Origin of the sequence: Ectothiorhodospira sp. 9100, from assembly GCF_022227565.1 — a bacterium.
GTDB classification, from domain to species: Bacteria; Pseudomonadota; Gammaproteobacteria; order Ectothiorhodospirales; family Ectothiorhodospiraceae; genus Ectothiorhodospira; species Ectothiorhodospira marina.
The window spans coordinates 113,168-137,828 of record NZ_JAJNAN010000002.1 but is presented as its reverse complement, the minus strand read 5'-3'; the positions used below and the strand labels follow the sequence as shown (position 1 = coordinate 137,828).

Here is a 24,661-nt window from a genome sequence, read left to right as displayed (position 1 = left end):
CCATGCCCCTCTGGGGGTGCGATCACTGCCGGCAATACGGGCAGCGACGAAGGGTGGATATCAAGATTGTGTTGAGCATGTCATATCACAGCTGTGTGACAGGCTCTTGACGGAAAAGATTCCTCAGCATTCAAGCGCTCGCAGGCGCTCTGAAGGAAATCCACTTGACCTGTAGTATAGATGCCCCACCACAGTCTTGACCTGTGAACTTGTTCCCAATGCAAGCATCGAATTGGCGATAAGGAAAAATAAAACAGCCGTCCGATCAAGGGACATGGGAGATTTCACTTTCACTTTGTTTCATATCTTTTTGTAAAGTAGAAATCATATGCAGATCACGCCGGAAACACCCTCCTTCCCCACCCGCCACTGGCATGCCCTGGACGACGGTCGCCTGCAGTGCGATGTGTGCCCCCGGGCCTGCAAACTGCGCGAGGGGCAACGGGGGCTGTGTTTCGTGCGCGGGCGCAGCGGCGATCAGGTGGTGCTCACCACTTATGGTCGCGCCATCGGCTTTCGGGCCGACCCCATCGAGAAAAAGCCCCTTTATCACTTCCTGCCGGGCAGCCGCACCCTCTCCTTCGGCACCGCCGGGTGCAACCTGGCCTGCAAGTTCTGCCAGAACTGGGACATGAGCAAGTCACGGGAGATGGACATCATGCAGGCCCGGGCCACGCCGGAGGAACTGGCCCGGGCAGCCCGGGACCAGGGTTGTGCCAGTGTGGCCTTTACCTACAACGATCCGGTGATCTTCATGGAATACGCCATCGACACCGCCCGGGCCTATCGCGAGGTGGGGGTGCGCAGCGTGGCGGTGACCGCGGGCTATATCAGCCCCGGAGCGCGGGAGGATTTTTTCGCCCCCATGGATGCGGTGAATGTGGACCTCAAGGCCTTTGACGAGGGCTTTTACTGGGACCTGTGCGGTGGCCATCTGGAGCCGGTACTGGACACCCTGCGCTACCTGCGCCATGAGACCGATATCTGGCTGGAGCTGACCACCCTGCTCATCCCCGGTCGCAATGACGACGATGAGCAACTACAGGCGATGACGGGCTGGGTGGTGAATGAACTGGGGCCGGATGTGCCCATGCATTTCAGCGCCTTTCACCCGGACTGGCGCATGACCGACCTGCCCCGTACGCCCCTGGCCACCCTGCAACGGGCGCGGCGCATTGCCCGGGACAATGGGGTGCAGCATGTGTATATCGGGAATGTGCATGATGTGGAGGGTAGTACGACCTGGTGTGGCGGGTGTGGGGCGGCGCTGATTCGTCGGGATGGCTACCGCATCAGCGTCGATCGTTTGGGGGCCGGCGGGGAGTGTCTGGGGTGTGGTGCATGGTGCTCTGGTAGATTCTCGTAAGGTGCATGGGGACAGATTAAAATCTGTCCCCGCTGTGCCGGAGAAAGGGGGACAGATTTCAATCTGTCCCCCTTTGGACTTCAGCGGTACCGGAAATGTTGGTACCACACCAATCCCAGGTATTCATGCAAGGCAAACCGGGTGCGGGCCATGGCATTGGCCTGTGGGATCAGTCCGCGCAGGTCAAAGGCCTCGTCAGGGTCGGGTTGACGGTCGAAGGTGGGCACGGCGGTGATCTGAAGGTCTGTTTTTGCAAAGCACCAGCGGGCGCGGGGGATGTGCAGCGCCTGGGTGACCAGCAGGGCGTGAGTCACTCCATCCTCGACCAGGCGCTGGGCGCTGTAGAGGGCGTTCTCGCAGGTGTTACGGCTTTCATCCTCCACCCAGCGCACCGGTATGCCGAACTCATCCTTGAGGAGGTCAGCGATCAGCTCTGACTCGCTCGAAGCCTCATCACCTTCCACACGCCCGCCGCTCACCAGGATGGGCAGCCCGGTCTGGCGGTGCACCCAGGCCCCGTAACGGGCTCGCTTGAGGGAATAGTCGTTGACGGTATCGACCCCGCCATATTCGGGCGCGCCGGGGCGGCGGCCACCAGCCAGGATCACAATGGCCTGAGCATCGCCGGCCGCGGCTTCGGACAGCGGCACGGCCTCCGAGCGGGCTTCAAGCCCATGGATCAGCGCATAGGAAACGGCCGGCAGCGAGGCCACATAGAGCGCCCCCAGGCCAAGCCAGGTCGCCAGCCGGCCCAATCGATGGCGCCAGAGCAGGAGGCCCAGCAGGATCAGGATGAGCCCGCTGGCGGGTGGCATGATGAACAGTTCCAGTGTCGTCATGGTCCGCACATTACAACATCCAGGGCTTCAATGGGGTTGGGATTGCACCCGCGTGAAATCTGCGCTGTCATGTCCCAACATCGCAACATGGCCGAGCCAGCAACTTTGATGAACGAGACCAACCCAGGAAGACTTGGCACCCTGATGGCGGGTACCTCTGCGCGGACTTCAGGGCCAGGTAGCCCGGGGGATCGCAGGTAGCCCAGTGATGGAATCTTTCAGACAGCGGCTGGCGGAACATGGTTTCGTCGCCAACGAGGATTACGCCTACCCGGTGCAGTGCCTGCTCTCGGCCCGGGTGGATCACCTGCGTTGCCTGAACATCAAGGGCACCCAGGGCCGGCGGCGCACCGCCTTTGGGTATGCCCTGGGGCACACCCTGGGGTATGAGCACATCCTGTATCACGAATACATGCCGCCGCCCTCGCCCGAGCCTGTGCGCATCACCCCGGACTGGAACGAGGAAGCCACCGGCGAGCCACCCATCGACCCGGTGGACCGGGTCCTGGGTGAGGCCTGCGCCCTGAGCGAGGGCGAACCCGCTGTGCTCATCCTGGACCGCCTGCACCAGGCGCCCTTTGCCGAGCACCTGCGTCTGGCGGAATTCATCCGCCACGGGCTGTGGCATTACGGCGACGTCACCCTCAAGGCCCATCGCCGCAATCTGCTGGTGTTTCTCATCTCCGATGAGCCGCTGTATCACACCCTGCAACAGATGAGTTTTCGCATCTGGGTGGACCCGGAGCTGGACGAGGCCCCGGAGATCACCCCCGAGGCCCTGGGACTCCCTTCGGAGGCAGGCCCCATGCTGGAGGCCCTGCGGGAGATCTTCGCGGACCTGGGCACGGCCCCCACGCCTCTGGAATATCAGCGCTTGATCCACGACATCCATGTCAATGTGAACACCCTGGAAGAGCTGCGCCTATCCCTCTTTGGCTGGGTGGAAGATGTGGACCGCAAACATCTGATGTCAGCCCTCATGCGCCGCACGCTGGAGCGGCATATGCCCGTCATCCAGGCCTATGTGTCGGGCACGTCGCCCCCCTTCAGCACCTGGCCACCGAGCGATGGCGACGGCATCACGCCATGACGCGCGGCACCGGTATCCGCTATGATCCCCCCATTGAATTCACACCACGACACACAGCCCATGACGCCCGATCAGGTCAAGACACTCATCGAAACGGGTCTGCCCGGCGCCCGTGTCTCCGTGACTGGCGGAGACGGCCATTTTGAGGCGCGGGTCATCAGCGAGGCCTTTGCCGGACAGTCGCGCATCAAGCGCCACCAGATGGTCAACGCCACGGTGATGAACGAGATCACCAGCGGTGCGCTGCACGCCCTGTCCATGCGCACCTTCACACCGGACGAAGCCGACCAGAACGCCTCCTGATCATGCCGGCCCCATCTTCATAGCCTTCACGGAAACACACGATGAAATTCGAGACCCTCGCCGTTCACGCCGGCTTCAGCCCCGACCCGACCACCAAGGCCGTGGCGACCCCCATCTACCAGACCACGTCCTACGCCTTTGACGACACCCAGCATGGGGCTGACCTGTTCGACCTGAAGGTGCAGGGCAATATCTACACGCGCATCATGAACCCCACCACGGATGTGCTGGAGAAGCGCGTGGCGGCATTGGAGGGGGGCGTGGGTGCCCTGGGACTGGCTTCGGGCATGGCAGCAGTCACGTATTCCATCATGACCCTGGCTCAGGCGGGCCATAACATCGTCACCACCAGCACCCTCTACGGCGGCACCTACAATCTGTTTGCCCACACCCTGCCCCGCTATGGTATCGAGGTGCGCTTCGCGGCCCCCGGTGATATCGACGGCATGCGCGCCCTGATGGACGACAACACCCGGGCGGTGTTCTGCGAGACCATCGGCAACCCGGCCGGCAATGTGGCCGATATCGAAGCCCTGGCCAACCTGGCCCATGAATATGGCGTGCCGCTGATCGCCGATAACACCGTGCCCACCCCCTATTTGTGCCGGCCGTTTGAGTTCGGGGCTGATATCGTGGTGCATGCACTCACCAAATACATGGGCGGCCACGGCACCACCATCGCCGGCGCCATTGTCGACTCGGGGGAATTCCCCTGGGAGGAGCACAAGGAAAAGTTCCCGGGCCTGTGCGAACCGGATCCTTCCTATCACGGCGTGGTGTACACCGAGGCCTTGGGCGCCGCCGCCTATATCGGTCGCGCCCGCGTGGTGCCATTGCGCAACATGGGCGCCGCCCTGTCGCCCTTCAACAGTTTCTTGATCATGCAGGGCATCGAAACTCTGCCGGTGCGCATGGACCGTCACTGCGACAATGCCCTGAAAGTGGCGCAATTCCTCAAGGAGCACCCCAAGGTCAACTGGGTACGCTTCGCGGGCCTGGAAGATCACCCGGACCACCACTTGGCGCAGAAATACATGAACGGTCGCGCTGCCAGCATCCTGTCGTTCGGCATCAAGGGAGGGCTGGAGGCTGGAGCGAAGTTCATTGATGCCCTGCAACTGGCCGTGCGCCTGGTGAACATCGGCGATGCCAAGACCCTGGCCTGCCACCCGGCCACCACCACCCACCGGCAGCTGTCGCCGGAAGAACTGCAACGAGCTGGCGTGGGTGAAGATATGGTGCGCCTGTCCATTGGACTGGAGCACGTGGATGATATCCTTGAGGATCTGGACCGGGCCCTGGCGGCGGCCGGCTGACTGCCTCGCCCGCCCCTCGGGGCGCTCCGCATGACAGACCCATGCCCATGAAGAAGACCAGGATCCACCACCATGCCCGCCGCCGTTGACGTCAAGGACCTGAGCGCACTGACGCCCATCAAGGAGTTGTCCGAAGCCGGGCTCAAGCGCCTTCTTGGACAGGTGGAGCCCATCAGGCTGCCGGCAGGTCGCAAGCTGCACGCCAGCGACGAGCGTGAGAGCGCCATCTACCTGCTGGATGGACTGATCTCCCTGGTCTGTCGGGGCAACCCCATGCGGGTGGAGGGCGGCTCCGACCGTGCGCGCCTGCCCCTGTTCAGCGATCGGGTTCAGGGGGAGTTTGCCCTGGCCGAAACGCCCTCCACCCTGCTCAAGGTCAACAAGCAGGCCTTCTCCGAGTTGCTTAACCAGGAACGCACTTCTGGCTATGAAGTGGTGGATACCGAGGCCACGGCGGAGGAAGGGGTCATTCTGCAACAGCTTTATCTGGCCACCGCCCAGAAAAAGCTGGAATTGCCTCCCATGCCCGAAGTGGCCATGCGCATCCAGAAGATGGCCGACGATCCCAACGTGGGCGTGAACGAGATCACCCAGGTGGTGCAGATGGATCCGGCCGTGGCCGGGGCGCTGCTCCATGCCACCAACAGCCCCCTGTATCGCACGGCCAAGCAGATCAGCAACATCCGCGACGCCGTGGTCCGTCTGGGCTTCAATACCACCAAGACCCTGGCCTTCAATCTGGCCATGCGCCAGACCTTTCGGAGTGACTCCAGCCTGGTGCGAGAGCGCATTCACCAGGTGTGGGAGCACAGTGTGAATGTCTCGGCCATTGCCTATGTGCTGGCCAAACATCTACGGGGATTTGACCCGGACCGCGCCCTGCTGGCCGGCCTGATGCACCGCATTGGTGCCGTGCCCATCCTCAACTTCATCGGCAAGAATCAGCTGGAACTGAGCCCCGAGGCCATGGAAGAGGCCGTCAACAAGCTCAATGCCCTGGCGGGCGTGCTGGTGATGAATTACTGGGGCATGGACACGGAACTCATCACCGTGGTGGAACAGGCTGACCAGTGGATGCGGGATGAAGGCCCCAAGGCTGACTATTGTGATCTGGTGATCGTTTCCCAATTGTTCGCCCTGCGTGACAGCCCAAAAGGCCAGACCTTGCCACGCACTGACCAGGCCCCCGCTTTTGCCAAACTGGAACTCGGCCCCCTGGATGAGGACCTGAACCTGGAGGTGCTCAAGGAGGCCGAGGGAGAGTTACAGATGATCCGGCAGGTGCTCCATGGTTGATGCAGTCGATACCACCACCCTCGAGAAGCTGTCCTACCTGAACGAGTTGGAACCGGCAGCGCTGGAACAACTGGCCAAGAAAACCCTGAAACTGCCCATGAAGGCCGGCACCAAAGTGCAGGCAGGCGACCAGTCCCGCTGGATGCTCTACCTGGTGGAAGGCAAACTCAGTCTCTTCTCCGAAGGGCAGCCGCAGGTCATCGAAGCCTTCAGTCGCAGGGCCCACCAGCCCATCTTCGGCGCCAGTCGTCTCAAGGAATACGCCGTGGCGCTGTCGCAGTGCCAGGTGCTGCGCGTCGATCGCAACCTGTTCGATACCCTGAGCCGACAGCAGAGCGAAGCCGGCTACGAGATTGAGGAAACCACCCTCAGCGATGTGGAGAGCGAACTCTTCTCCACCCTGTATCAACGCATTGTCACCGGGCAACTGGCCCTGCCCGCGTTGCCGGAAGTAGCCACCAAGATTCAGTCGGCCATCAACGACACCCAGATCGATGCCGCCCGCCTGTCCCGTATCGTGCTGATGGACATGGCGGTCACCGGGGGGCTGATCAAGGCAGCCAACAGCGCCTTGTATGGTGGCGCGGCTCCGGTGCACAACGTGCGTGATGCCATTGTCCGCCTGGGTTTTGCGGCCACCCGTCAATTGGTCATCAGTATCGCCATGAAGCAGGTCTTCAAGACCTCAGTGCGCGGCCTGCAACGGCGCATGCTGGAGCTGTGGGACCGCAGCGTCAGGGTGTCGGCCCTGAGTTACGTGCTGGCGCGTCACGGCACCCGCTTTGACCCGGAGCACGCCCTGCTGGCCGGTTTGCTGCATCAGGTGGGCATGGTGCCGTTGCTGGACTACCTGGGACAGCATCATTCCCACATGGAAGATAGGGAAATCGATGCGATCCTCCAGCGCCTGCACCCGGTGATGGGAGAACTGGTGGTCAACGACTGGGGCCTGGGGCCAGACCTGAGCACTGTGGTGAGGGAGGTGAATCAATACGAGCGTAATGGCAACTCGCCTCCCGACTATTGCGATGTGGTAGTGGTGGCCCATCTATACGCGCTCACCCACAACCGCAAGGGTCAGCCCGTGGCCAATATCCCGCGCTATGACCAGGTACCGGCTTACGCAAAACTCGGCCTGAGGCCTCCCAACGAGGAAATGAAGCTGGACCTGTTCGAGGAAGCGGAACAGGAGATTCGTCAGGTCATGGACATGCTCAAGAGCCCCTCTCCGGCCTGAATCATCCCACTACCTTGGTAGGGTATAGCCGCGCCCTGGGCTCAGGCTGTTAGAATGAGGCATCAACCCGGTCGCAAGCCCCGCAAGAGCCGGCCACCGCACAGGATTCCCTCATGAATAACACCACCAAGCGCCCCGTTCAGGGCGAGAAGCTGCGCGCCGCCGACAAGGTGTCCCGCATCCCCGTGAAGATCACCCCCACCGAGCGTCCGCCGCGCAAACCCGCATGGATCCGGGCCCGGGCTCAGGGCAGCCCGGAGGTGCAGCGCCTCAAGCGGGTGCTACGCGACAGCCACCTGCACACGGTGTGCGAGGAGGCCGCCTGCCCCAACCTGGGTGAATGTTTCGGGCATGGCACGGCCACCTTCATCATCATGGGCGATATCTGCACCCGTCGCTGCCCATTCTGCGATGTGGCCCACGGCCGCCCCAATCCCCTGGACCCGGAGGAGCCGGAAAACCTGGCGCGCACGGTTCAGGCCATGGGCCTGCGCTATGTGGTGATCACCTCGGTGGATCGGGACGACCTGCGCGATGGCGGCGCCGGCCACTTCGTGGACTGTACGGTGCGTACCCGTGCATTGAGCCCGGACATCCGCATCGAGGTACTGGTACCGGATTTTCGTGGCCGCATGGATCTGGCCCTGGACATCCTGGAGAAGGGTCTGCCCGATGTGTTCAATCACAACCTGGAGACAGTGCCCAGGCTGTATCGCCAGGCCCGCCCCGGGGCCGACTATGCCTGGTCGCTGGAACTGTTGCGGGCCTTCAAGGCGCGCCATCCCCACATCCCCACCAAGTCCGGCCTGATGCTGGGCCTGGGGGAGGAGATGGATGAGGTGGAGGCCACGCTCAAGGACCTTCGGGACCATGATTGCGAGATGCTCACCCTGGGGCAGTACCTGCAGCCCTCACGGCATCATCTGCCGGTGAGCCGGTTCGTCACCCCGGAGGAATTCGAACACCTGGCTCAGGTGGCCTATGACCTGGGCTTCCGCCAGGTGGCCAGCGGCCCCATGGTGCGCTCTTCCTACCACGCCGACCAGCAGGCGGCCGCCTTTGCCCAAAAGCAGGACTGAGTACCGTGGATGATCAGGCCCTGCTGCGCTACAGCCGCCAGATCCTTCTGCCCCAGGTGGGTATCGAGGGCCAGGAACGCCTGGCCACGGCGCATGTCCTGATCATTGGTGTGGGTGGCCTGGGCAGCCCGGTGGCCATGTATCTGGCGGCCGCCGGCGTGGGCCATCTCACCCTGGTGGATCCCGACACAGTGGACCTGTCCAACCTGCAGCGCCAGATCATCCACACCACCGAGCGCATCGGCCAGCCCAAGGTACACTCGGCCCGAGAGACCCTTCAAGGGATCAATCCCACGGTGCGCATCGACTGCATCGACCGGGCTCTGGAAGGTCTGGCCCTGGAGGATGCCATGCGCGGTGCCAATCTGCTGCTGGACTGCTCGGATAACTTTGCCACGCGCTTTGCCGTCAACCGGGCCAGCGTGGCCACGGGCACACCGCTGGTTTCCGCTGCAGTGATTCGCATGGAGGGTCAGATCACGGTCTTCGAGCCTGGTCGGCCCGATAGTCCTTGTTATCAGTGCCTGTACGGTGAGGGCGGGGAGACCGGCGAGACCTGTTCCGAGAACGGGGTGCTGGCCAGCCTGCCCGGGGTGATGGGCACCCTGCAGGCCACCGAGGCCCTGAAGTGGCTGGTGGGATTGCCGACGCTGAGGGGACGTCTATTGCTGCTGGATGCCCTGACCATGGAGTGGCGCAGCATCCGGGTGCCGAAGGACCCGGGGTGCCCGGTATGTGGGTCAAAGGTCCAAGACTCCCTTCTCCCCTCGGGGGAGAAGGGCCGGGGATGAGGGGAGCGGAGGGCACCCTTGCCTGCCCAATCCACCCTCACCCCAACCCCTCTCCCGCCAGCGGGAGAGGGGCTACTCGCACAAGAGGCAGGGTTTGCCATCCCATCAGGGGAGAAGAACCCGGGATGAGGGGAGAAGCGGCGGCAGCGGGGCTACACCCTTTAGAGCTTTTTCTTCAGCAACTCGTTCACCTGCGCCGGGTTGGCCTTGCCGCCTGTCTGCTTCATCACCTGGCCCACAAAGAAGCCAAAGAGCTTGTCCTTGCCGCTGCGATACTGTTCCAGCTGTTTGGGATTGTCGGCGATCACCTGGTCGATCACCTGCTCGATGGCACCGGTGTCCGTGATCTGCTTGAGGCCCTTGGCCTCGATCACCATGTCGGCATCCCCCTCCCCGGCCCACATGGCCTCGAAGACCTCCTTGGCGATCTTGCCGGAGATGGTGTTGTCCTGGATGCGTGCCAGCAGGGCTCCCAGGGCCTGGGCGGACACCGGGCTGTCGCCGATCTCACGGCCCTCTCGGTTCAGGGCGCCAGAGAGTTCACCCATCACCCAGTTGGCGACCATCTTGGCCTGGCCTGAGCCGGCCTGCTCCACCACCGCTTCGAAATAATCCGCCATCTCCCGACTGCTGGTCAGGGTAGACGCATCGTAGGCCGACAGCCCGTAGTGGGTCATGAAACGCTGCTTTTTCTCATCCGGTAGTTCCGGCAGGCTGGCCCGTACCTGTTCAATGAAGGTGCTGTCGATATCCAGCGGCAACAGGTCAGGGTCCGGGAAGTAGCGGTAGTCGTTGGCCTCTTCCTTGGAGCGCATGGAACGGGTCTCGCCCTTGTCCGGATCGAACAGCCGGGTCTCCTGGACCACTGCGCCGCCGCCTTCCAGGACATCGATCTGCCGCTCCACCTCGAACTCGATGGCCTTCTCCAGAAAGCGGAAGGAGTTGAGGTTCTTGATTTCGGTGCGGGTGCCGAACTTTTCCGTACCCTTGCGGCGCACGGACACGTTGGCGTCACAGCGGAAGGAGCCTTCCTGCATGTTGCCATCGCAGATGCCCAGATACCGCACCAGCGAGTGCATCTTCTTCATGTAAGCCACGGCCTCCCGGGAGGAACGCATGTCCGGTTCGGAGACGATCTCCAGCAGCGGCGTGCCTGCCCGGTTCAGGTCGATCCCGGTCATGCCATGGAAGTCCTCATGCAGGCTCTTGCCGGCATCTTCCTCCAGATGCGCCCGGGTCACACCGATGGTCCTGGTCTCATCGTCGTCCAGTTCGATGTCCAGGTGGCCGCGGCCCACCACGGGGAGTTCGTACTGGGAGATCTGGTAACCCTTGGGTAGATCAGGATAGAAGTAGTTCTTGCGGGCAAACACCGAACGGGGTGTGATCTGGGCATCGATGGCCAGGCCCAGCTTCACCGCCATGGCGACAGCCTTCTCGTTGAGCACCGGCAATACCCCCGGCAGGCCGAGATCCACGGCACAGGCCTGGGTGTTGGGCTCGGCCCCATAGGCGGTGGATGCCCCGGAGAAGATCTTCGACCGGGTGGACAACTGGGCATGAATTTCCAGCCCGATGACCGTTTCCCATTCCATACAGTAATCCTGATGTTTGACGTAAGATGGGGAATACTTCGCGGCAGCCGTGGCTTACACGAATCCACCCGGGGCCATGCCACACCACTCCGTACCCACTTGGTACTGGTGAGCCACGCCGAGCAGACGGGCTTCATCGAAGTAATTGCCGATGAGCTGCAGGCCCACGGGCAGGCCATCACTGAAGCCGGCGGGCAGCGATAGGGCCGGCAGACCGGCCAGATTCACGGCGATGGTGTAGATATCCGAGAGATACATGGTGACCGGGTCATTGGTCTTCTCCCCCAGGCGGAAGGCCGTGCTCGGGGCGGTGGGCCCGAGGATCACGTCCACCTCCTTGAAGGCACTGGCGAAATCCTCGGCGATCAGTCGGCGGATCTTCTGCGCCTTGAGGTAGTAGGCATCAAAATAGCCGGCCGAGAGGGCGTAGGTGCCCACCATGATGCGCCGCTTCACCTCGGGGCCGAAACCCTCGCCACGCGAGCGCATGTAGAGGTCCAGAAGATCCTTCGGATCCTCGCAGCGATAGCCATAGCGCACACCATCGAAACGGGCCAGGTTGGAGGAGCACTCGGCCGGGGCCACCACATAGTAGGCGGCCACCGACAGGTCCGAGTGGGGCAGATCCACCTCCACGAACTCCGCACCCAGCCCCTTGTAATGGGCGATGGCCTCGTCCACCACGCGGGCCACACCCGCATCCATGCCTTCGCCGAAGAACTGCTTGGGCAGGCCGATACGCAGCCCCTTCACCGGTGTGTTCATGTGCCTGGTGAAGTCTTCATCCGGGCGCTGAATGCTGGTGGAATCACGATGATCGAAGCCGGCCATCACATTCAGCATCAGCGCACAGTCCTCAGCGGTGCGGGCCATGGGGCCGCCCTGATCCAGGCTGGAGGCAAAAGCGATCATGCCCCAGCGGGACACCCGCCCGTAAGTGGGCTTGATGCCGGTGACACCGTTGAGGGCGGCGGGCTGACGGATGGAGCCGCCGGTATCGGTACCCGTGGCGCCGGGTGCCAGGCGCCCGGCCACCACCGCCGCAGAGCCGCCGGAGGAACCGCCGGGCACCCGCTCGGTGTCCCAGGGATTCTTGACGGGGCCGTAGTAGCTGGTCTCATTGGACGACCCCATGGCGAACTCATCCATGTTGGTCTTGCCCAGGATGGGACAGCCCGCAGCCTTGAAGCGTGCCACCACCGTGGCATCGTAGGGGGCGATGAAATTGTCCAGCATCTTCGAGCCGCAGGAGGTGCGGGTGCCCTCGGTGCAGAAGATATCCTTGTGAGCGATGGGCACCCCGGTGAGCGGTCCGGCGTGCCCCTGCGCCCGGGCCTCATCGGCGGCACGGGCCGCTTCCATGGCCTGCTCGCCGGTCACGGTGACATAGGCGTTAAGGGCGTCGTCCAGGGTCTCGATGCGGCGCAGGTAGTGAGCGGTCAGCTCAACACTGGAGACCTCACCCTCCTTCAGGGCGGCGGCGAGTTCGGCAATGGACTTCTCGTGCATGGATCGTTCCGTGGTTGAAGACGGTCAAGGGACGCGCAGAGGCCTACTCGATCACCTTGGGCACCAGGTAAAGACCGGACTCCACGGCCGGGGCATTGGCCTGGAAGTGATCCCGCTGATCGGTCTCGGTGGGCTCGTCAACGCGCAGGCGCTGTGAGGCGTCCAGCGGATGAGCCATGGGCGTCACCCCCCGGGTATCGACCCCATCCATTTGTTGCACCAGGCCCAGAATGTCAGAGAGATTGCGGGCATAACCCTGCAGATCCTCTTCCTGGACACTGAGCCGGGCCAGATGGGCGATCTTGCGCACCTCATCAAGTGACAGCGACATGACATGCTCCGGGATCACGAATGCCTTGGGTAAGCGGCGTAAAGTAGCATAGTTGACGCCTTGCCCAAAGCCTGTGGCGGTTGCTAGAGTAGCGCCTTTCGCAGGCGACGCCACTTGAAACCCATGCTCAGCCGTCTACTCGGTCTACTCTCCAACGACATCTCCATTGATTTGGGCACCGCCAACACGCTGATCTACATGCGTGGCAAGGGGATCGTGCTCAATGAACCCTCGGTGGTGGCCATTCGCCAGGACCGGGGTCCGGGCGGGCCGCGCTCGGTGGAGGCCGTGGGTACCGCCGCCAAGAAGATGATCGGTCGCACGCCGGAGAACATCCAGGCGATCCGCCCCATGAAGGACGGCGTGATCGCCGACTTCACCACCACGGAAAAGATGCTCCAGCATTTCATCCGCAAGGTGCATCACCATCGCATGTTCCGCCCCAGTCCCCGGGTGCTGGTGTGCGTGCCCTGCGGGGCCACCCAGGTGGAACGTCGCGCCATCCGTGAATCGGCGGCGGGCGCTGGTGCCCGGCGGGTGTACCTGATGGAAGAACCCATGGCGGCAGCCGTCGGCTCGGGCATCCCCGTGGACGAGGCCCGCGGTTCCATGGTGCTGGACATCGGCGGCGGCACCTCCGAGGTGGCGGTCATGTCCTTGAACGGCATCGTCTATTCTTCCTCCGTGCGCATCGGTGGCGACACCTTTGACGACGCCATCGTCGCCTATGTGCGTCGCAACTACGGCATCCTCATCGGCGAGGCCACCGCCGAGCGCATCAAGCATGAGATCGGCTCCGCCTATCCGGGTAAGGAGTTGCTCGAGATCGAGGTCAAGGGTCGCAACCTGGCCGAGGGTGTGCCCCGCGCCTTCACCCTCAACAGCAACGAGATCCTCGAGTCCCTGCAGGAGCCCTTGCATGGCATTGTCAGTGCCGTGCGTACAGCACTGGAGCAGACGCCTCCCGAACTGGGTTCCGACGTGGCCGAGCGGGGCATCGTGCTCACCGGCGGTGGGGCGTTGCTGCGTGACCTGGATCGCCTGCTGATGGAAGAGACCGGCATCCCGGTGGTGGTGGCCGATGACCCCCTCACCTGCGTGGCCCGTGGCGGTGGCAAGGTGCTGGAAATGCTCGACGAACACGGAGCCGACTTCCTGTCCGTTGAGTAACGCGCCGCACCGGAGGGCTCGCCATCAAACAGCCGCTCTTCATCCTGGGGCCTTCGCCCGCATTCCGGCTGGCCCTGGTGGTTGTTCTGTCCCTGGTGCTGATGACCGTGGATCATCGTCACCATCATCTTCAGGAAGTCCGCTCCTGGCTGTCTTCCGCGGTCTATCCCATCCAGTATGTCGCCGATCTGCCCGTGCGCCTGAGCGCCTGGACCGGCGAGCAGTTCTCCACGCATCAGTCTCTGGTGGCACAGAATCGTGCCCTGCAGGAAGAAAACCTGCTACTGCGTTCACGCATGCTGCGTTTTGAGGCGCTGGAGTCGGAAAACACCCGCCTGCGGGAACTGCTGGACACTGCCAAGCGGCTGCGGGAGCAGGTGGTCATTGCGCAACTGCTCTCGGTGGATCTGGACCCCTTCCGTCAGCAGGTGGTACTGGACAAGGGCAGTCGCCATCAGGTCTATGCCGGACAACCCCTGATCAATGCCGCCGGCGTGGTGGGCCAGGTGCTGGAGGTTCACCCCCTGAACAGCGTGGCCCTGCTCATCTCCGACCCCAGCCACGCCCTGCCCGTGCAGGTCAACCGCACCGGATTGCGCACCCTGGCCATGGGTACCGGCAACCCGGAGCGCCTGGACCTGCGCTTTATCCCTCCCAGCGAGGACATCCGCCGTGGTGACATCATCAGCACCTCGGGGCTGGGGGGGCGTTTCCCGGCCGATTATCCGGTGGCCCAGGTCACGCGAGTGGAGCGGCCCTCCGGCGAGTCCTTCGCCCAGGTGGAAGCCCGGCCGCTGGCCCGCCTTGATCGCTCCCGGGAGGTCTTGCTGCTGTGGCCCGCGCAACCTGACCAGGACCCAAACACCCCCGCGGAACTCGCGCCCCCCGAGGACACCGAGCCGCCGCCGGAGGAGACCGGCGAACCGGATACCGACGAGGTGATCCATGGGTGAGTGGCGCGCACGCCTGCTGGTGATCCCGCTGACCTTTGTCGGAGCGCTGATCCTCACGGTCATGCCCCTGCCCGAGGCGTTAGCCCCCTGGCGTCCGGAGTGGCTGGCCATGACCGTGCTCTATTGGACCCTGGCCCTGCCCCGGCAGGTGGGGGTGGGCACCGCATGGTTCCTGGGCCTGCTGCTGGACGTCACCCAGGGCGCCCTGCTGGGGCAACACGCCCTGGCCCTGGCCCTGATCGCCTGGATCAGTCTACGCCTGCATCAGCGGGTACGCTTCTTCCCCGTCTGGCAGCAGGCAGTCACCGTGGGGGCCCTGCTGGCCCTCTATCTCATGCTGGTGCTCTGGGTATACGGCATCACCGGCATGGCCCCGGGCACCTGGCTGTACTGGGCCCCGCTGGCCAGCAGTGTGCTGCTCTGGCCTCCGGTGTTCTTCACCCTGCGCGGCATCCGTCGGCGTTGGTGTCTATCCGTGGGCTGAGTTGTCCTCATCCCGCACGCTGCCGCAGCAGCCAGCGCACATCCAGAGCGAACGATACCGTCAATGCCAGCAGCGCCGAAGCCGCCAGCCAGGTGGCCGTGGCGGCGGTGACGAACCCGGGCAGACAGGCCAGCAGCGCCAGCACCTGCCAGACGCACACCGCCTTGCGTCGAGTGCTGTCGGGCAGGGGCCGCCGCAGTCTGGGCACCCGGTAGCCGGCGGCCACGAAGGCATAGCGCATCAGGCCGATGGCCAGCACCCAGACCTCCACCTTGCCGGAGAGGGCCAGCCCCAGACACAGCACCAGGATCAGGGCGGCGTCCAGTTCCATGTCGAAGCGGGCCCCGAAGGCCGTGGCGGCATCCAGCCGCCGGGCCAGCCAGCCATCCAGGCCATCCAGCAGCAGGGCCGCCCCGGCCAGAGCGGCCAGCAGCGTGCCATGGTCACGATAAAGTTCCGGTTGTGCCAGGGCGCCGGCCAGCACGCAGACCGGCAGGGCGCGCAGCAGGGTGACCCGATTGGGCCAGCCGAAACCACTCCTCGGGGCCGACCAGCGCCCCAGCAGGAGCACCGCCAGCACGCCATAGGCCAGGACCGACCCGGCCGCGATCGCCAGGGTCAGCAAGCCCACGCTCACCAGCCAGGCCAACCCCGCCAGCAACAGACCCACTCCCGCCAGCAGATCCGGGAGCAGGCGCAGGGGTGCCCACCGCGGCTGAGCCACCCAGCCCTTCATTGCCTCTACCGTCTTACCCACGCCGCTCACGCTCCTTGATGCCGATTGATAGGCCCGTACCCAGCCCCCTGCGGGGGAAGACACATCCCCCCGATCGGGCCTATGCTGCCCCTGAACCCACTGACAGGCGTCGGCGCCGAAAGATTCCCCCATGCCCATCGACCGCGATGCTGCCACCGCCTTCTGGATCGCCACCCCGGGCCGGGGAGAACTGCGCCGGGAGATCCTGCCGCCGCTGCCCGCCGACCACGTGCAGGTCACCGCACTCTATAGCGGCATCAGCCGGGGGACGGAGTCGCTGGTGTTTCACGGCCATGTGCCCCCGACAGAGTATCAGCGCATGCGCGCCCCGTTTCAGGCGGGGGACTTCCCCGGCCCGGTGAAATACGGTTATGCCAGTGTGGGCCGGGTGGACTGCGGTCCTGCTGACCTCATGGGCCGATCGGTCTTCTGCCTGCACCCCCATCAGGACCATTACCAGGTCCCGGCGACGGCGGTGACCCCACTGCCCGGGGGGCTCCCCCCCGGGCGGGCCGTGCTGGCGGCCAACATGGAGACCGCCATCAACGGCATCTGGGATGCGGGCATCGGTCCCGGTGACCGGGTGTGCGTGATCGGTGCCGGGGTGGTGGGTGCGCTGGTGGCCTATCTGGCAGCACGCATCCCGGGCACCCGGGTGACCCTGGTGGATATCAATGAAGGGCGGGCCGCACTGGCGAAGGCCCTGGGGGCGGGCTTCGCGCGGCCGGAGGCCGCGCCCGGGGACCAGGACCACGTGATCCACGTCAGCGGTCAGCCCGACGGGCTGGACCATGCCCTGACACTGGCCGGTGACGAAGGCCTGGTGCTGGAGATGAGCTGGTACGGGGATCGCCCGGTCACCCTGCCCCTGGGTGGGGCCTTCCACGCCCGGCGACTGACCCTGCGCTCCAGCCAGGTGGGTCGGCTGCCGCCCTCGCGCACCCCCCGCTGGGATTACCGCCGGCGCCTGGCCCTGGCCCTGGAACTGCTCAAGGATCCGGTGCTGGAGCCATTGATCAGCGGCGAGTCGGATTTCCTTGCCCTGCCCCGGGTCATGCCGTCACTGGCGGACGGGGGCGGTCAGGTGCTCTGCCATCGGATCCGCTATCCGGCGGCGATGTCCAACGATTGACCATCCCCCCCCCCAGGAGAAACGCCATGTACACGGTGACCGTAAGAGATCACATGATGATCGCCCACAGCTTCAGCGGCGAAACCTTCGGCCCGGCCCAGCGTCTGCACGGCGCCACCTATGTGGTGGATGCCTGTTTCAAGCGCGAGGCGCTGGATGAGGAAAATCTGGTGGTGGACATCGGGCGAGCGACCGAGGTGCTGAACGAGATCCTGGGCGAGTTCAACTATCGCAACCTGGATGAGGTGGAGGCCTTCCAGGGGCAGAACACCACCACCGAGTTCATGGCCCGGGTGATCTTCGATCGCCTCGCCGAGGCCATCCGTGAGGGGCGCCTGGGGGCATCGGCCCGGGGCCTGTCCGCCCTGGCGGTGACCCTGCATGAATCGCATGTGGCCCACGCCGGCTTTGAGGGCCCGCTTTGAATCAGCGGCTCACCTTGCTGGTGCCGGGCGATCCGCAACAGACCACCGGCGGCTATCTCTACGACCGGCACCTGGCCCGAGAACTGGAGGCGGCGGGCTGGACGGTCACCCTGGGCGGGCTCAAAGGGGCCTTCCCCGGCCCGGATGAGACGGCCCACCGGGCCCTGGATGAGGCCCTGTCGGCGCTGGCGTCGGGGTCGCGCGTCCTGCTGGACGGTCTGGCCATGGGGGCCTTGCCCGAGGTGATCGAGGCCCACGCCGACCGCCTGGACCTGACCGCCCTGGTGCATCATCCCCTGGGGGATGAAAGCGGCCTGGACCCTGCACGGCGTGACCGGCTGCTACACCTGGAGACCCGCGCCCTGCAGCGGGTGGCCCGGATCGTTGTCACCAGCGACTTCACCGCCCGGCGCCTGCAGGCATTGGGTCTGGCCCCGGCGGCGATCCATGTGGCCCCGCCGGGGGTGTCGCCCGCGCCGTTGTGCGCCATGGCCCGGGGTGAACCGGGCCATGGGGAGAAGGCCATCCCGCGCCTGCTCTGCGTGGCTCACCTGGCCCCCCGCAAGGGTCATGATGTGCTGCTGGAGGCCCTGGCCCACCTGTTGGATCTGTCCTGGCACTGCGACTGGGTGGGTTGTACGGATCGGGATCCCCAGTGGGCCGCGACGCTGCAACAGCAGTGCCGGGTCCTGGGCCTGAACGCACGGGTCACCCTCCATGGCGAGCTGCCTGCGGATCGGGTCGCGGCGGCCTTGGATAAGGCCTCGGTGTTCGTCCTGCCCTCCCGCTACGAGGGCTTTGGCATGGTGGTGACGGAGGCCCTGGCCCGGGGGCTGCCGGTGATCACCACCACCGGCGGGGCCCTGCGCGACACCCTTCCCGCCGGCGCCGGCCTGTCGGTGCCGCCCGAGGACCCCCAGGCCCTGGCCGACGCCCTGCGACGCTGGCTGACACAACCCGCCCTGCGCGCCGCCCTGATCCAGGGGGCGCGGGCGGCCCGGGGACATCTGCCGGACTGGTCGGAGACGGCCCGACGGGTCGCCCAGGCCCTGGACACGGCGCCCAAGGCCCGGGACGAGGGGTTTGCCCGGAACTGGCTGGACCTGCGCGCCGGGGCCGACGCCCGGGCCCGACACCCGCGCCTGGCCCAGGCTGCCGGGGCCTGGCTGCGGCGGCGCGACACCGCCCCCTATCGCATCCTGGACATGGGGGCCGGCTCCGGTAACAACCTGCGCCATCTGGCGCCCTCACTGCCTGGGCCGCAGCACTGGACGCTCTGGGACCGGGATCCGGCCCTGCTGGATGCGGCCATGGCGGCCCCCATCCCCCAGGATGCCGACGGGGTACACGTGGCACGGGAGACGCGGGAGGTGGACCTGGCCGACCTGACGGCGGCGGATCTGGCGGGCGTGCACCTGGTCACCGCCTCGGCCCTGCTGGACCTGGTGTCGGCGGATTGGCTGAAGCAGCTGGTGGAGGCCTGCGCACGACAGAGGGCCGCCTTGCTGCTGACCCTATCGGTGGACGGCCAGCGCGGCTTTCTGGAGGCCGGGGGCCGGCGGCGGGCCGACCCTGAGGATGCCTGGGCGGCGGACCTGTTCCACAGGCATCAGCGTCGGGACAAGGGCCTGGGGGCGGCCCTGGGGCCCGCGGCCCCGGCCTGTCTCGTGCGCATCCTTCACTCCCATGGCTACCAGGTGCACCAACGCCCCAGCCCCTGGTGTCTGCAGGCGGGCAACGAGCAGGCCCGCACCCTGGGGGTGGAAACACTGGATGGATGGCGGGATGCACTGCTGGAGCAGGCCCCCGGGGAGGCGGATCGCATCCTTGCCTGGCACCGGGCCCGACGCGCGGCGCTGCTGGATCATCGCCTGGGGCTGTGGGTGGGCCACCAGGATGCCTTTGCCCGACCCAGGGTTTGAGCCTGGTTGAATCGGGTCAGGCCCTGAGATCCACGTCGAACAGGGTGTCCTCACCGCAGGTGAAGCGGCGCACCCGGGGCCGCAGGGCCTGATCCAGGGTGTCGATGGGGGGCAGGGACAACCCCGGCCGCCCGGAACCGATCACCATCGGCGCCACCAGCAGGTGCAGACGGTCCAGTAAGCCCGCCTCGAGAAACCGCGACACGGTGACCCCGCCCCCTTCCACCAGCACCCGGCGGTAGCCCGCCTCGGCCAGCCGTGAGACCACCTGCTGGGGACGGATACGGCCGGTGTCATCGTCCGTATCCAGCGGCAGGGTCTGAACATGTGCGGGCAGCGCGCCCGCCGGGCTGACGCCCCGACCCACCAGCAGCAGGGTGGGCGGTGTGGCCGAGCCGGCCGGGGCAGTCTCAAAGAGTGGCCCCTCATGGGGCACACGCCCCCGGGGGTCTAGGACCACCCGGGCGGGGCTGTTCCCAGGGGCATGGCGCACGGTGAGTTGCGGTCGGTCGGTGGCAGCGGTGCCGGCGCCGATGAGCACGGCATCCGCCAGGGCCCGCAGGCGATGCAGGTGTACCCGCGCCTCCAGGCCACTGATGTAGTAGGAGGCCCCGGTGTGGGTGGCGATGCGTCCATCCAGACTCTGACCCAACTGGCCGATGACCCATGGCCGGTCGTCGACCACCAAGGGCAGCAGGCAGTCCAGCAGCCGTCCCGCCTCCCGCTCCATGGGGCCGTGGGCATGCCAGCCGCCACCCCGCGTCACCTCCAGCTCACCGCCTGGATAGACCCAGCAGCCCCGGGACTGTCTTCTCCAGTCGTGATCACGCACCTGCCGGATCAGGGACCAGGCCGTCTCCAGGTTGTTCAACTCCCCTGCATTTTCTTCCATGGGTCAGACCTCCGGTCGGATCAACGACGCCTGCTCAGGTGGGGCCAGGCCCTGCCACTGGGTGTGTCCTGCGTGCATAAACGTCTCCTGAGGCGATGCCGGCGGCGCCGGCTTCCAGCCAGTGATGCAGTGCTGTCGCCGGCCGCCACTGAGGCCAGAGAAAGCACCGCTGCTCGCCGGCCACCACGTTGTATTCATAGCGAGCCAGGCTCTCCAGACGGTCGATGCACGCCGCTGCCTGCGCCAGGGCCCCCTGGATGAACTCCACGGACAGGGCGGGCAGCGGCTGTGACAGACCGGCCAGGACCCGCGCCTCGTGCCCTTCCACGTCGATCTTGCAGAAGGCTGGTACACCATGATGGGCAATCAGCGCATCCAGCGTGGTGACCGGCACCGTGATTCCCTCCTCCCAGCGTACCCGTCGAAACCCCGGATGTCGCTCCGGGAGTGCCTGGCGCCACGCCTCCGCCAGGGTCGACACCGTGGGATGCAGGCGGCTGATGGCCAGCCGGGCCGACCCGGGACGGGCATCCAGGGCCACCGCCTCTAGTTGGATGGCCTGCCGATTCCGGGTGAGCCACCGCAACCAGGCCAGGGGCAGGGGTTGCGGTTCCACCGCCACCACCCGGGCCCCCAGGCTTGCAAAGGCCAGGCTGCGATCGCCCACATGGGCCCCCACATCGAAGACCAGATCCCCGGGGCAGATGAACGGCCCATACAGCCGCCACAGGCCCCGCTGCCGCCCGGGTCGCCAGTAGATCGCCAGCGACCGGGCCAGCCCCAGGCCCGCGGCGCCCTGCTCGAGCCACCGCCTAACCCGCATCGTCATGGGAGCGCATTCCGGGCACGCGGGTGCCCGCCCATCGACGCAGGCGCCCGGGCGTGGCAATGAGGGCCTGAACCGGCATCGGCCCCGGGGATTCAGGCGGCGGCGGGCGTAGGGGATCCGGCAGCGGGGGGCCGTTTCCGCCCTCGCCGCAGCCGGGCCGGGTCACCGCATCTTCCGGCGGTGTGAGCAACAGCCCGGGCGGCCCACATTGGCCGCTGAGCCGGAACAGGATCGGGGCCAGCATCAGGCCAAGCCACACCGGCCCGGTCCACAGGGCCAGCGCGGGGAGGGTGAGCAGGCACAGGACCAGCCAGCCCAGGCCCAGCAGCGCCGTGGGCAGACCCAGGCGCAGGCAGCGATGCCAGTCCAGGGGGCGGTCGGCACGGCAGGGGGCCTCCCAGGACACGGGGCTTCCCGCGAGGATCTGCAGGATGAACACGGTGTGAAAGACCATCAGCACCGGCGCCAGCAGCAAGGCCAGGATGATCTCCAGGACACCGCTCCCCAGGCAACGCCCGCCGCCACCGAAGGCCCGATACCGGGCACGGGTCGGCACCAGTCCGATGAGCTTGGGCCCAAGCAACAGGGCCAGGGTGGCCGCCAGCAACCACAGGGCCGTCTCCGGGACCGCGCCGGGGGTGTGGCCGGTTGACCCCATCCCCGCGGCCCCGGTCAGGCTGAAGAACCCCAGGATCAGCATCGCCGCCCACAGGGGCGCATAGGCAAATCCAAAGGCACCCAGCAGGAAATGCAGCCGACTGAGGGGGTGGAGCCCGGGCGTGGTGAGCAGACGCAGGTGCTGCAGGTTGCCCTGGGCCCAGCGTCGTTCCCGGCGCAGGTAATCCGCCAGGTTGGCCGGTACCTGTTCAAAGCTGCCCCCGGCCGTGGTGTCCAGGCGCACCCGCCAGCCGCCCCGACGCAACAAGGCCGCCTCGACGAAATCATGACTGAGGATGTCGCCACCCCAGGGCGCGGCACCGGGCAGACGGGGCAGACCGCAGCAAGCCATGAAGGCCCGGGTACGCAGGATGGCGTTATGGCCCCAGTAATTGGCGGTATCCCCCTGCCAGAAGGCCTGACCCGTGGCCAGCAGCGGCCCGTGCACCACGGCCGCGAAGGCCTGTAGCCGGGCCACCAAGGTCTGGGCGCCCATCGGCTGGGGCACGGTCTGGATGAGGCCGGTCTCAGGCTCGGCCTGGAGGCCCGCCACCAGGCGGCGCAGGGTGTGGCCGCTCATGCGGCTGTCCGCATCCAGCACCACCAGGGCCTCGTAGCGCCCACCCCAGCGGCGGCAAAACTCGGCGATATTGCCCGCCTTGCGCCCCCCTGGCTCCCGCCCGCAACGGTAATGCACGGGTATGCTGCCCTCGAACCGCTGCTGCAGGGCCACCACCATGTCCGCCTCTTCGCCGAGCACGCGGGGATCCAGAGAATCGCTGAGCACGAAGGCCTCGAAGCCCTCGGGGTCGCCGCTGCGCACCAGATCCTCCAGCGTGGCGGCCAACCCGGCGCCCACGAAACCGGCCTCCTCGTGACGGATGGGCATCACCAGGGCGGTGTGGTGGGGCGTGCTCAGCACCGGCGGGGGCGGCAGCGGCTCAAGGGTGAGGGGATCGCGGCCCAGCCACAGCAACACGGCCCCGACGAGCGCATTCCAGAAGGCCAGGGCGATCCAGGTGAACAGAAGGGCGAACAGCACCAGCAGAGGCACCTGCAACCCACCCACCCCGGTGGACACCAGCACGTCGTGCATCGCACGGGTGCCCAGTCCCCCGGTGCCCAGCACCAGCAGACCAAACAGGCGACGACGACGGCGCAGGGTTGGCGCGTCAGGCATCGGGGCCTTCCCAGAGGTGCTGCCAGGTCTCGGTGAGCACCTGGTCGTGCAGTCGCAGTTGCAGACGCATGTCGGCGGGGGCTTCGGCCCTGGCCGCCACCACGAAGGTGGCCCGCCAGCCGCCTTCGGGCAAGGGTCGGACCTGGGGCGGCTCCACCCATTGGCCCTGGTGCAGTTCCAGGTGGGCCCGCACCGGTAGGGATCCCTCCAGCCGATCCAGCGGCCCCCCCTTGAAATCCACCACGAAACGGCGCTGGTCGGGGGGTGCCGGGTCGCTCTGGCCCGGCACTTTGGAGGGGCCGCTGCGGGTGCGCACCACACGGGCCAGGTCATGCCCCGGCGGTGGCTCCCAGCGGGGGGTAAGCCGATAGCTGAAGCGACGTGACTCGCCGGCGGCCATGGGCGAGTCCGGCGCCCAGAAGGCGACGATGTTGTCATGGGTCTCGTCGGGGGTGGGCAGTTCCAGCAGCACCACCCGACCGGCACCCCAGTCCCCTTGTCCGGGTTCCACCCAGAGGCCGGGTCGCAGGTCGTAACGGGCCTCCTGGTCCAGATAATCGGCAAATCCCCGGGTGCGCTGCATCAGGCCGAATGCGGAAGGGGCAGCATCCAGAAAGGCGGAGACCCGGGGTGCCTCGGGGCGGGTCAACGGGCGCCAGATCCATTCCTCGGCCCGGGTGCGCACCAGCAGCCCCTCCGAATCATGCACCCGGGGGCGGAAATCCGCCTCGATGGGTTCGGCAAGGTCCCCGTGGGTGTACATGCTGGTGAGCGGGGCAATGCCCAGCCCCGTGAGGTCGCGACGGGCGAACAGGCGGGCCTCCACGTCCACCGTGATCGGCTCGGCGGTCTGCACCCTAAAGGCGTAGGCCCCGGTCACCGACGGGCCTTCCAGCAGGGCGTACAGGTTCACGTGCCGGTCCTCGGGCGCGGGCCTTTGCAGGTGGAATTCCGTGAACGCCGGAAACTCCTCCGAACCCAGGCGTGTGGTATCCACCGCCAGCCCGCGGGCCGACAGGCCGTAGCGCTGACCCCGTCCCACCAGGCGAAAGTAGGAGGCCCCCTGGAACACCAGGAACTCGTCACCATCGTCGGCCCGGTTCAGGGGATAGTGCAGACGCAGCCCGGAGAATCCACCCGCTGCCCGCTGCTCGGGGCTGAGTCGCGCCGCGTCGTCGTCATAGCGGAACAGACCCGGGTCGAAGGCGATGGGCCAGCGGCGCCCATCCACCCACTCGAAGACCTGAATGGGCTGTCCAAAGAGAAAGCCGGCGTGCAGGAACTGCACCTGGAAGTCCGATCCCCCCCGCCACAGGGCACGCTCGGGACGGAAGCGGATCTGCCGATGGGCGTCATAGTCCAGCGCCGCCAGGGCCGGGGCCTCCAGGGTGGCGGGTGCCTGCCACGGTGATTCGGCAAGCCGCTGGGCCCTCTCGCCCAGGGTCTCCAGCACATCGGCCTGGGCGGCTGGCCAGGCCAGGCAAAGCATCAGCATAATGAGGGCCAAC

23 protein-coding genes are annotated in these 24,661 nt (G+C 66.1%); 14 read left to right on the top strand and 9 right to left on the bottom strand.

Annotation, left to right across the window (positions count from 1 at the left end):
- Nucleotides 1–328 precede the first annotated feature (328 nt).
- Complete coding sequence (gene amrS, locus LPW29_RS01515; RefSeq protein ID WP_238626526.1) at nt 329–1,366, top strand: AmmeMemoRadiSam system radical SAM enzyme; 1,038 nt, start codon at nt 329–331, stop codon at nt 1,364–1,366.
- A gap of 80 nt (nt 1,367–1,446) precedes the next feature.
- Here the strand turns inward: amrS and LPW29_RS01510 are convergent, their stop codons facing one another.
- Nucleotides 1,447–2,205: a YdcF family protein gene (locus LPW29_RS01510; RefSeq protein ID WP_238626525.1), complete on the bottom strand. Its 759-nt coding sequence runs from the start codon at nt 2,203–2,205 to the stop codon at nt 1,447–1,449.
- 208 nt (nt 2,206–2,413) lie between these two features.
- On the opposite strand from LPW29_RS01510, the gene LPW29_RS01505 reads away from it, so the two are divergent.
- From LPW29_RS01505 to LPW29_RS01475, 7 genes are all read left to right on the top strand, one after another.
- Nucleotides 2,414–3,295 carry a hypothetical protein gene (locus LPW29_RS01505; RefSeq protein WP_238626524.1) on the top strand — a complete coding sequence of 294 codons (882 nt, stop codon included), beginning with the start codon at nt 2,414–2,416 and terminating at the stop codon, nt 3,293–3,295.
- A 60-nt stretch (nt 3,296–3,355) separates the two neighbouring features.
- A complete protein-coding gene (locus LPW29_RS01500) occupies nt 3,356–3,598 on the top strand; it encodes a BolA family protein (protein ID WP_238626523.1) in 243 nt (80 codons plus the stop codon).
- Nucleotides 3,599–3,639: 41 nt separating this feature from the next.
- Nucleotides 3,640–4,914 (top strand): O-acetylhomoserine aminocarboxypropyltransferase/cysteine synthase family protein, encoded by a 1,275-nt coding sequence (locus LPW29_RS01495; protein WP_090255130.1) that lies wholly within the window; start codon nt 3,640–3,642, stop codon nt 4,912–4,914.
- 72 nt (nt 4,915–4,986) lie between these two features.
- Nucleotides 4,987–6,210 (top strand): HDOD domain-containing protein, encoded by a 1,224-nt coding sequence (locus LPW29_RS01490; RefSeq protein WP_238626522.1) that lies wholly within the window; start codon nt 4,987–4,989, stop codon nt 6,208–6,210.
- A complete protein-coding gene (locus LPW29_RS01485; RefSeq protein WP_238626521.1) occupies nt 6,203–7,447 on the top strand; it encodes an HDOD domain-containing protein in 1,245 nt (414 codons plus the stop codon). Before LPW29_RS01490 ends, LPW29_RS01485 begins: the two co-directional genes overlap by 8 nt.
- 113 nt (nt 7,448–7,560) lie before the next feature.
- On the top strand, nt 7,561–8,526 hold the full coding sequence (gene lipA, locus LPW29_RS01480) for a lipoyl synthase (protein ID WP_238626520.1): 966 nt from the start codon (nt 7,561–7,563) through the stop codon (nt 8,524–8,526).
- A 5-nt stretch (nt 8,527–8,531) separates the two neighbouring features.
- Nucleotides 8,532–9,317, top strand: coding sequence for a HesA/MoeB/ThiF family protein (locus LPW29_RS01475; protein WP_238626519.1), 786 nt, complete (start codon nt 8,532–8,534; stop codon nt 9,315–9,317).
- Between the two features lie 161 nt (nt 9,318–9,478).
- Here the strand turns inward: LPW29_RS01475 and gatB are convergent, their stop codons facing one another.
- The 3 genes from gatB to gatC are packed head-to-tail and all read right to left on the bottom strand — an operon-like array spanning nt 9,479 to nt 12,752.
- A complete protein-coding gene (gene gatB / locus LPW29_RS01470) occupies nt 9,479–10,912 on the bottom strand; it encodes an Asp-tRNA(Asn)/Glu-tRNA(Gln) amidotransferase subunit GatB (protein WP_238626518.1) in 1,434 nt (477 codons plus the stop codon).
- A gap of 54 nt (nt 10,913–10,966) precedes the next feature.
- Nucleotides 10,967–12,421, bottom strand: a complete 1,455-nt coding sequence (gatA, locus tag LPW29_RS01465; RefSeq protein ID WP_090255141.1) for an Asp-tRNA(Asn)/Glu-tRNA(Gln) amidotransferase subunit GatA — start codon at nt 12,419–12,421, stop codon at nt 10,967–10,969.
- A gap of 43 nt (nt 12,422–12,464) precedes the next feature.
- A complete protein-coding gene (gatC, locus tag LPW29_RS01460) occupies nt 12,465–12,752 on the bottom strand; it encodes an Asp-tRNA(Asn)/Glu-tRNA(Gln) amidotransferase subunit GatC (RefSeq protein WP_090255143.1) in 288 nt (95 codons plus the stop codon).
- A gap of 123 nt (nt 12,753–12,875) precedes the next feature.
- On the opposite strand from gatC, the gene LPW29_RS01455 reads away from it, so the two are divergent.
- The 3 genes from LPW29_RS01455 to mreD all read left to right on the top strand — a co-directional run bounded on the left by LPW29_RS01455 (nt 12,876) and on the right by mreD (nt 15,359).
- Entirely contained in the window at nt 12,876–13,922 is a 1,047-nt protein-coding gene (locus LPW29_RS01455; RefSeq protein ID WP_090255145.1) for a rod shape-determining protein, read from the top strand.
- Between the two features lie 77 nt (nt 13,923–13,999).
- Nucleotides 14,000–14,875 (top strand): rod shape-determining protein MreC, encoded by an 876-nt coding sequence (gene mreC, locus LPW29_RS01450; RefSeq protein WP_238626517.1) that lies wholly within the window; start codon nt 14,000–14,002, stop codon nt 14,873–14,875.
- On the top strand, nt 14,868–15,359 hold the full coding sequence (mreD, locus tag LPW29_RS01445; protein ID WP_238626516.1) for a rod shape-determining protein MreD: 492 nt from the start codon (nt 14,868–14,870) through the stop codon (nt 15,357–15,359). The genes mreC and mreD overlap by 8 nt, the downstream gene beginning before the upstream one ends.
- Nucleotides 15,360–15,366: 7 nt before the next feature.
- On the opposite strand, the gene LPW29_RS01440 is transcribed toward mreD, so the two are convergent.
- Nucleotides 15,367–16,116: a CDP-alcohol phosphatidyltransferase family protein gene (locus tag LPW29_RS01440; RefSeq protein WP_238626515.1), complete on the bottom strand. Its 750-nt coding sequence runs from the start codon at nt 16,114–16,116 to the stop codon at nt 15,367–15,369.
- Between the two features lie 130 nt (nt 16,117–16,246).
- Here LPW29_RS01440 and LPW29_RS01435 point away from each other — a divergent pair, with 130 nt between their 5' ends.
- Genes LPW29_RS01435 through LPW29_RS01425 form a run of 3 tightly spaced genes read left to right on the top strand, consistent with a single transcriptional unit; the run spans nt 16,247 to nt 19,595 of the window.
- The gene (locus tag LPW29_RS01435) at nt 16,247–17,248 is read left to right on the top strand and encodes a zinc-dependent alcohol dehydrogenase (protein WP_238626514.1); all 1,002 of its coding nucleotides are present in this window, start codon (nt 16,247–16,249) and stop codon (nt 17,246–17,248) included.
- A gap of 26 nt (nt 17,249–17,274) precedes the next feature.
- Nucleotides 17,275–17,673: a 6-pyruvoyl trahydropterin synthase family protein gene (locus tag LPW29_RS01430; protein WP_238626513.1), complete on the top strand. Its 399-nt coding sequence runs from the start codon at nt 17,275–17,277 to the stop codon at nt 17,671–17,673.
- Nucleotides 17,670–19,595 (top strand): glycosyltransferase, encoded by a 1,926-nt coding sequence (locus LPW29_RS01425; protein WP_238626512.1) that lies wholly within the window; start codon nt 17,670–17,672, stop codon nt 19,593–19,595. The genes LPW29_RS01430 and LPW29_RS01425 overlap by 4 nt, the downstream gene beginning before the upstream one ends.
- Before the next feature lie 16 nt (nt 19,596–19,611).
- On the opposite strand, the gene LPW29_RS01420 is transcribed toward LPW29_RS01425, so the two are convergent.
- Genes LPW29_RS01420 through LPW29_RS01405 form a run of 4 tightly spaced genes read right to left on the bottom strand, consistent with a single transcriptional unit; the run spans nt 19,612 to nt 24,660 of the window.
- The gene (locus LPW29_RS01420) at nt 19,612–20,487 is read right to left on the bottom strand and encodes a RibD family protein (protein ID WP_238626511.1); all 876 of its coding nucleotides are present in this window, start codon (nt 20,485–20,487) and stop codon (nt 19,612–19,614) included.
- A gap of 34 nt (nt 20,488–20,521) precedes the next feature.
- A complete protein-coding gene (locus LPW29_RS01415) occupies nt 20,522–21,316 on the bottom strand; it encodes an FkbM family methyltransferase (RefSeq protein WP_238626510.1) in 795 nt (264 codons plus the stop codon).
- Nucleotides 21,300–23,153, bottom strand: coding sequence for a glucans biosynthesis glucosyltransferase MdoH (mdoH, locus tag LPW29_RS01410; protein ID WP_238626509.1), 1,854 nt, complete (start codon nt 23,151–23,153; stop codon nt 21,300–21,302). Before mdoH ends, LPW29_RS01415 begins: the two co-directional genes overlap by 17 nt.
- On the bottom strand, nt 23,146–24,660 hold the full coding sequence (locus LPW29_RS01405) for a glucan biosynthesis protein (protein ID WP_238626508.1): 1,515 nt from the start codon (nt 24,658–24,660) through the stop codon (nt 23,146–23,148). Before LPW29_RS01405 ends, mdoH begins: the two co-directional genes overlap by 8 nt.
- Nucleotide 24,661 lies beyond the last annotated feature (1 nt).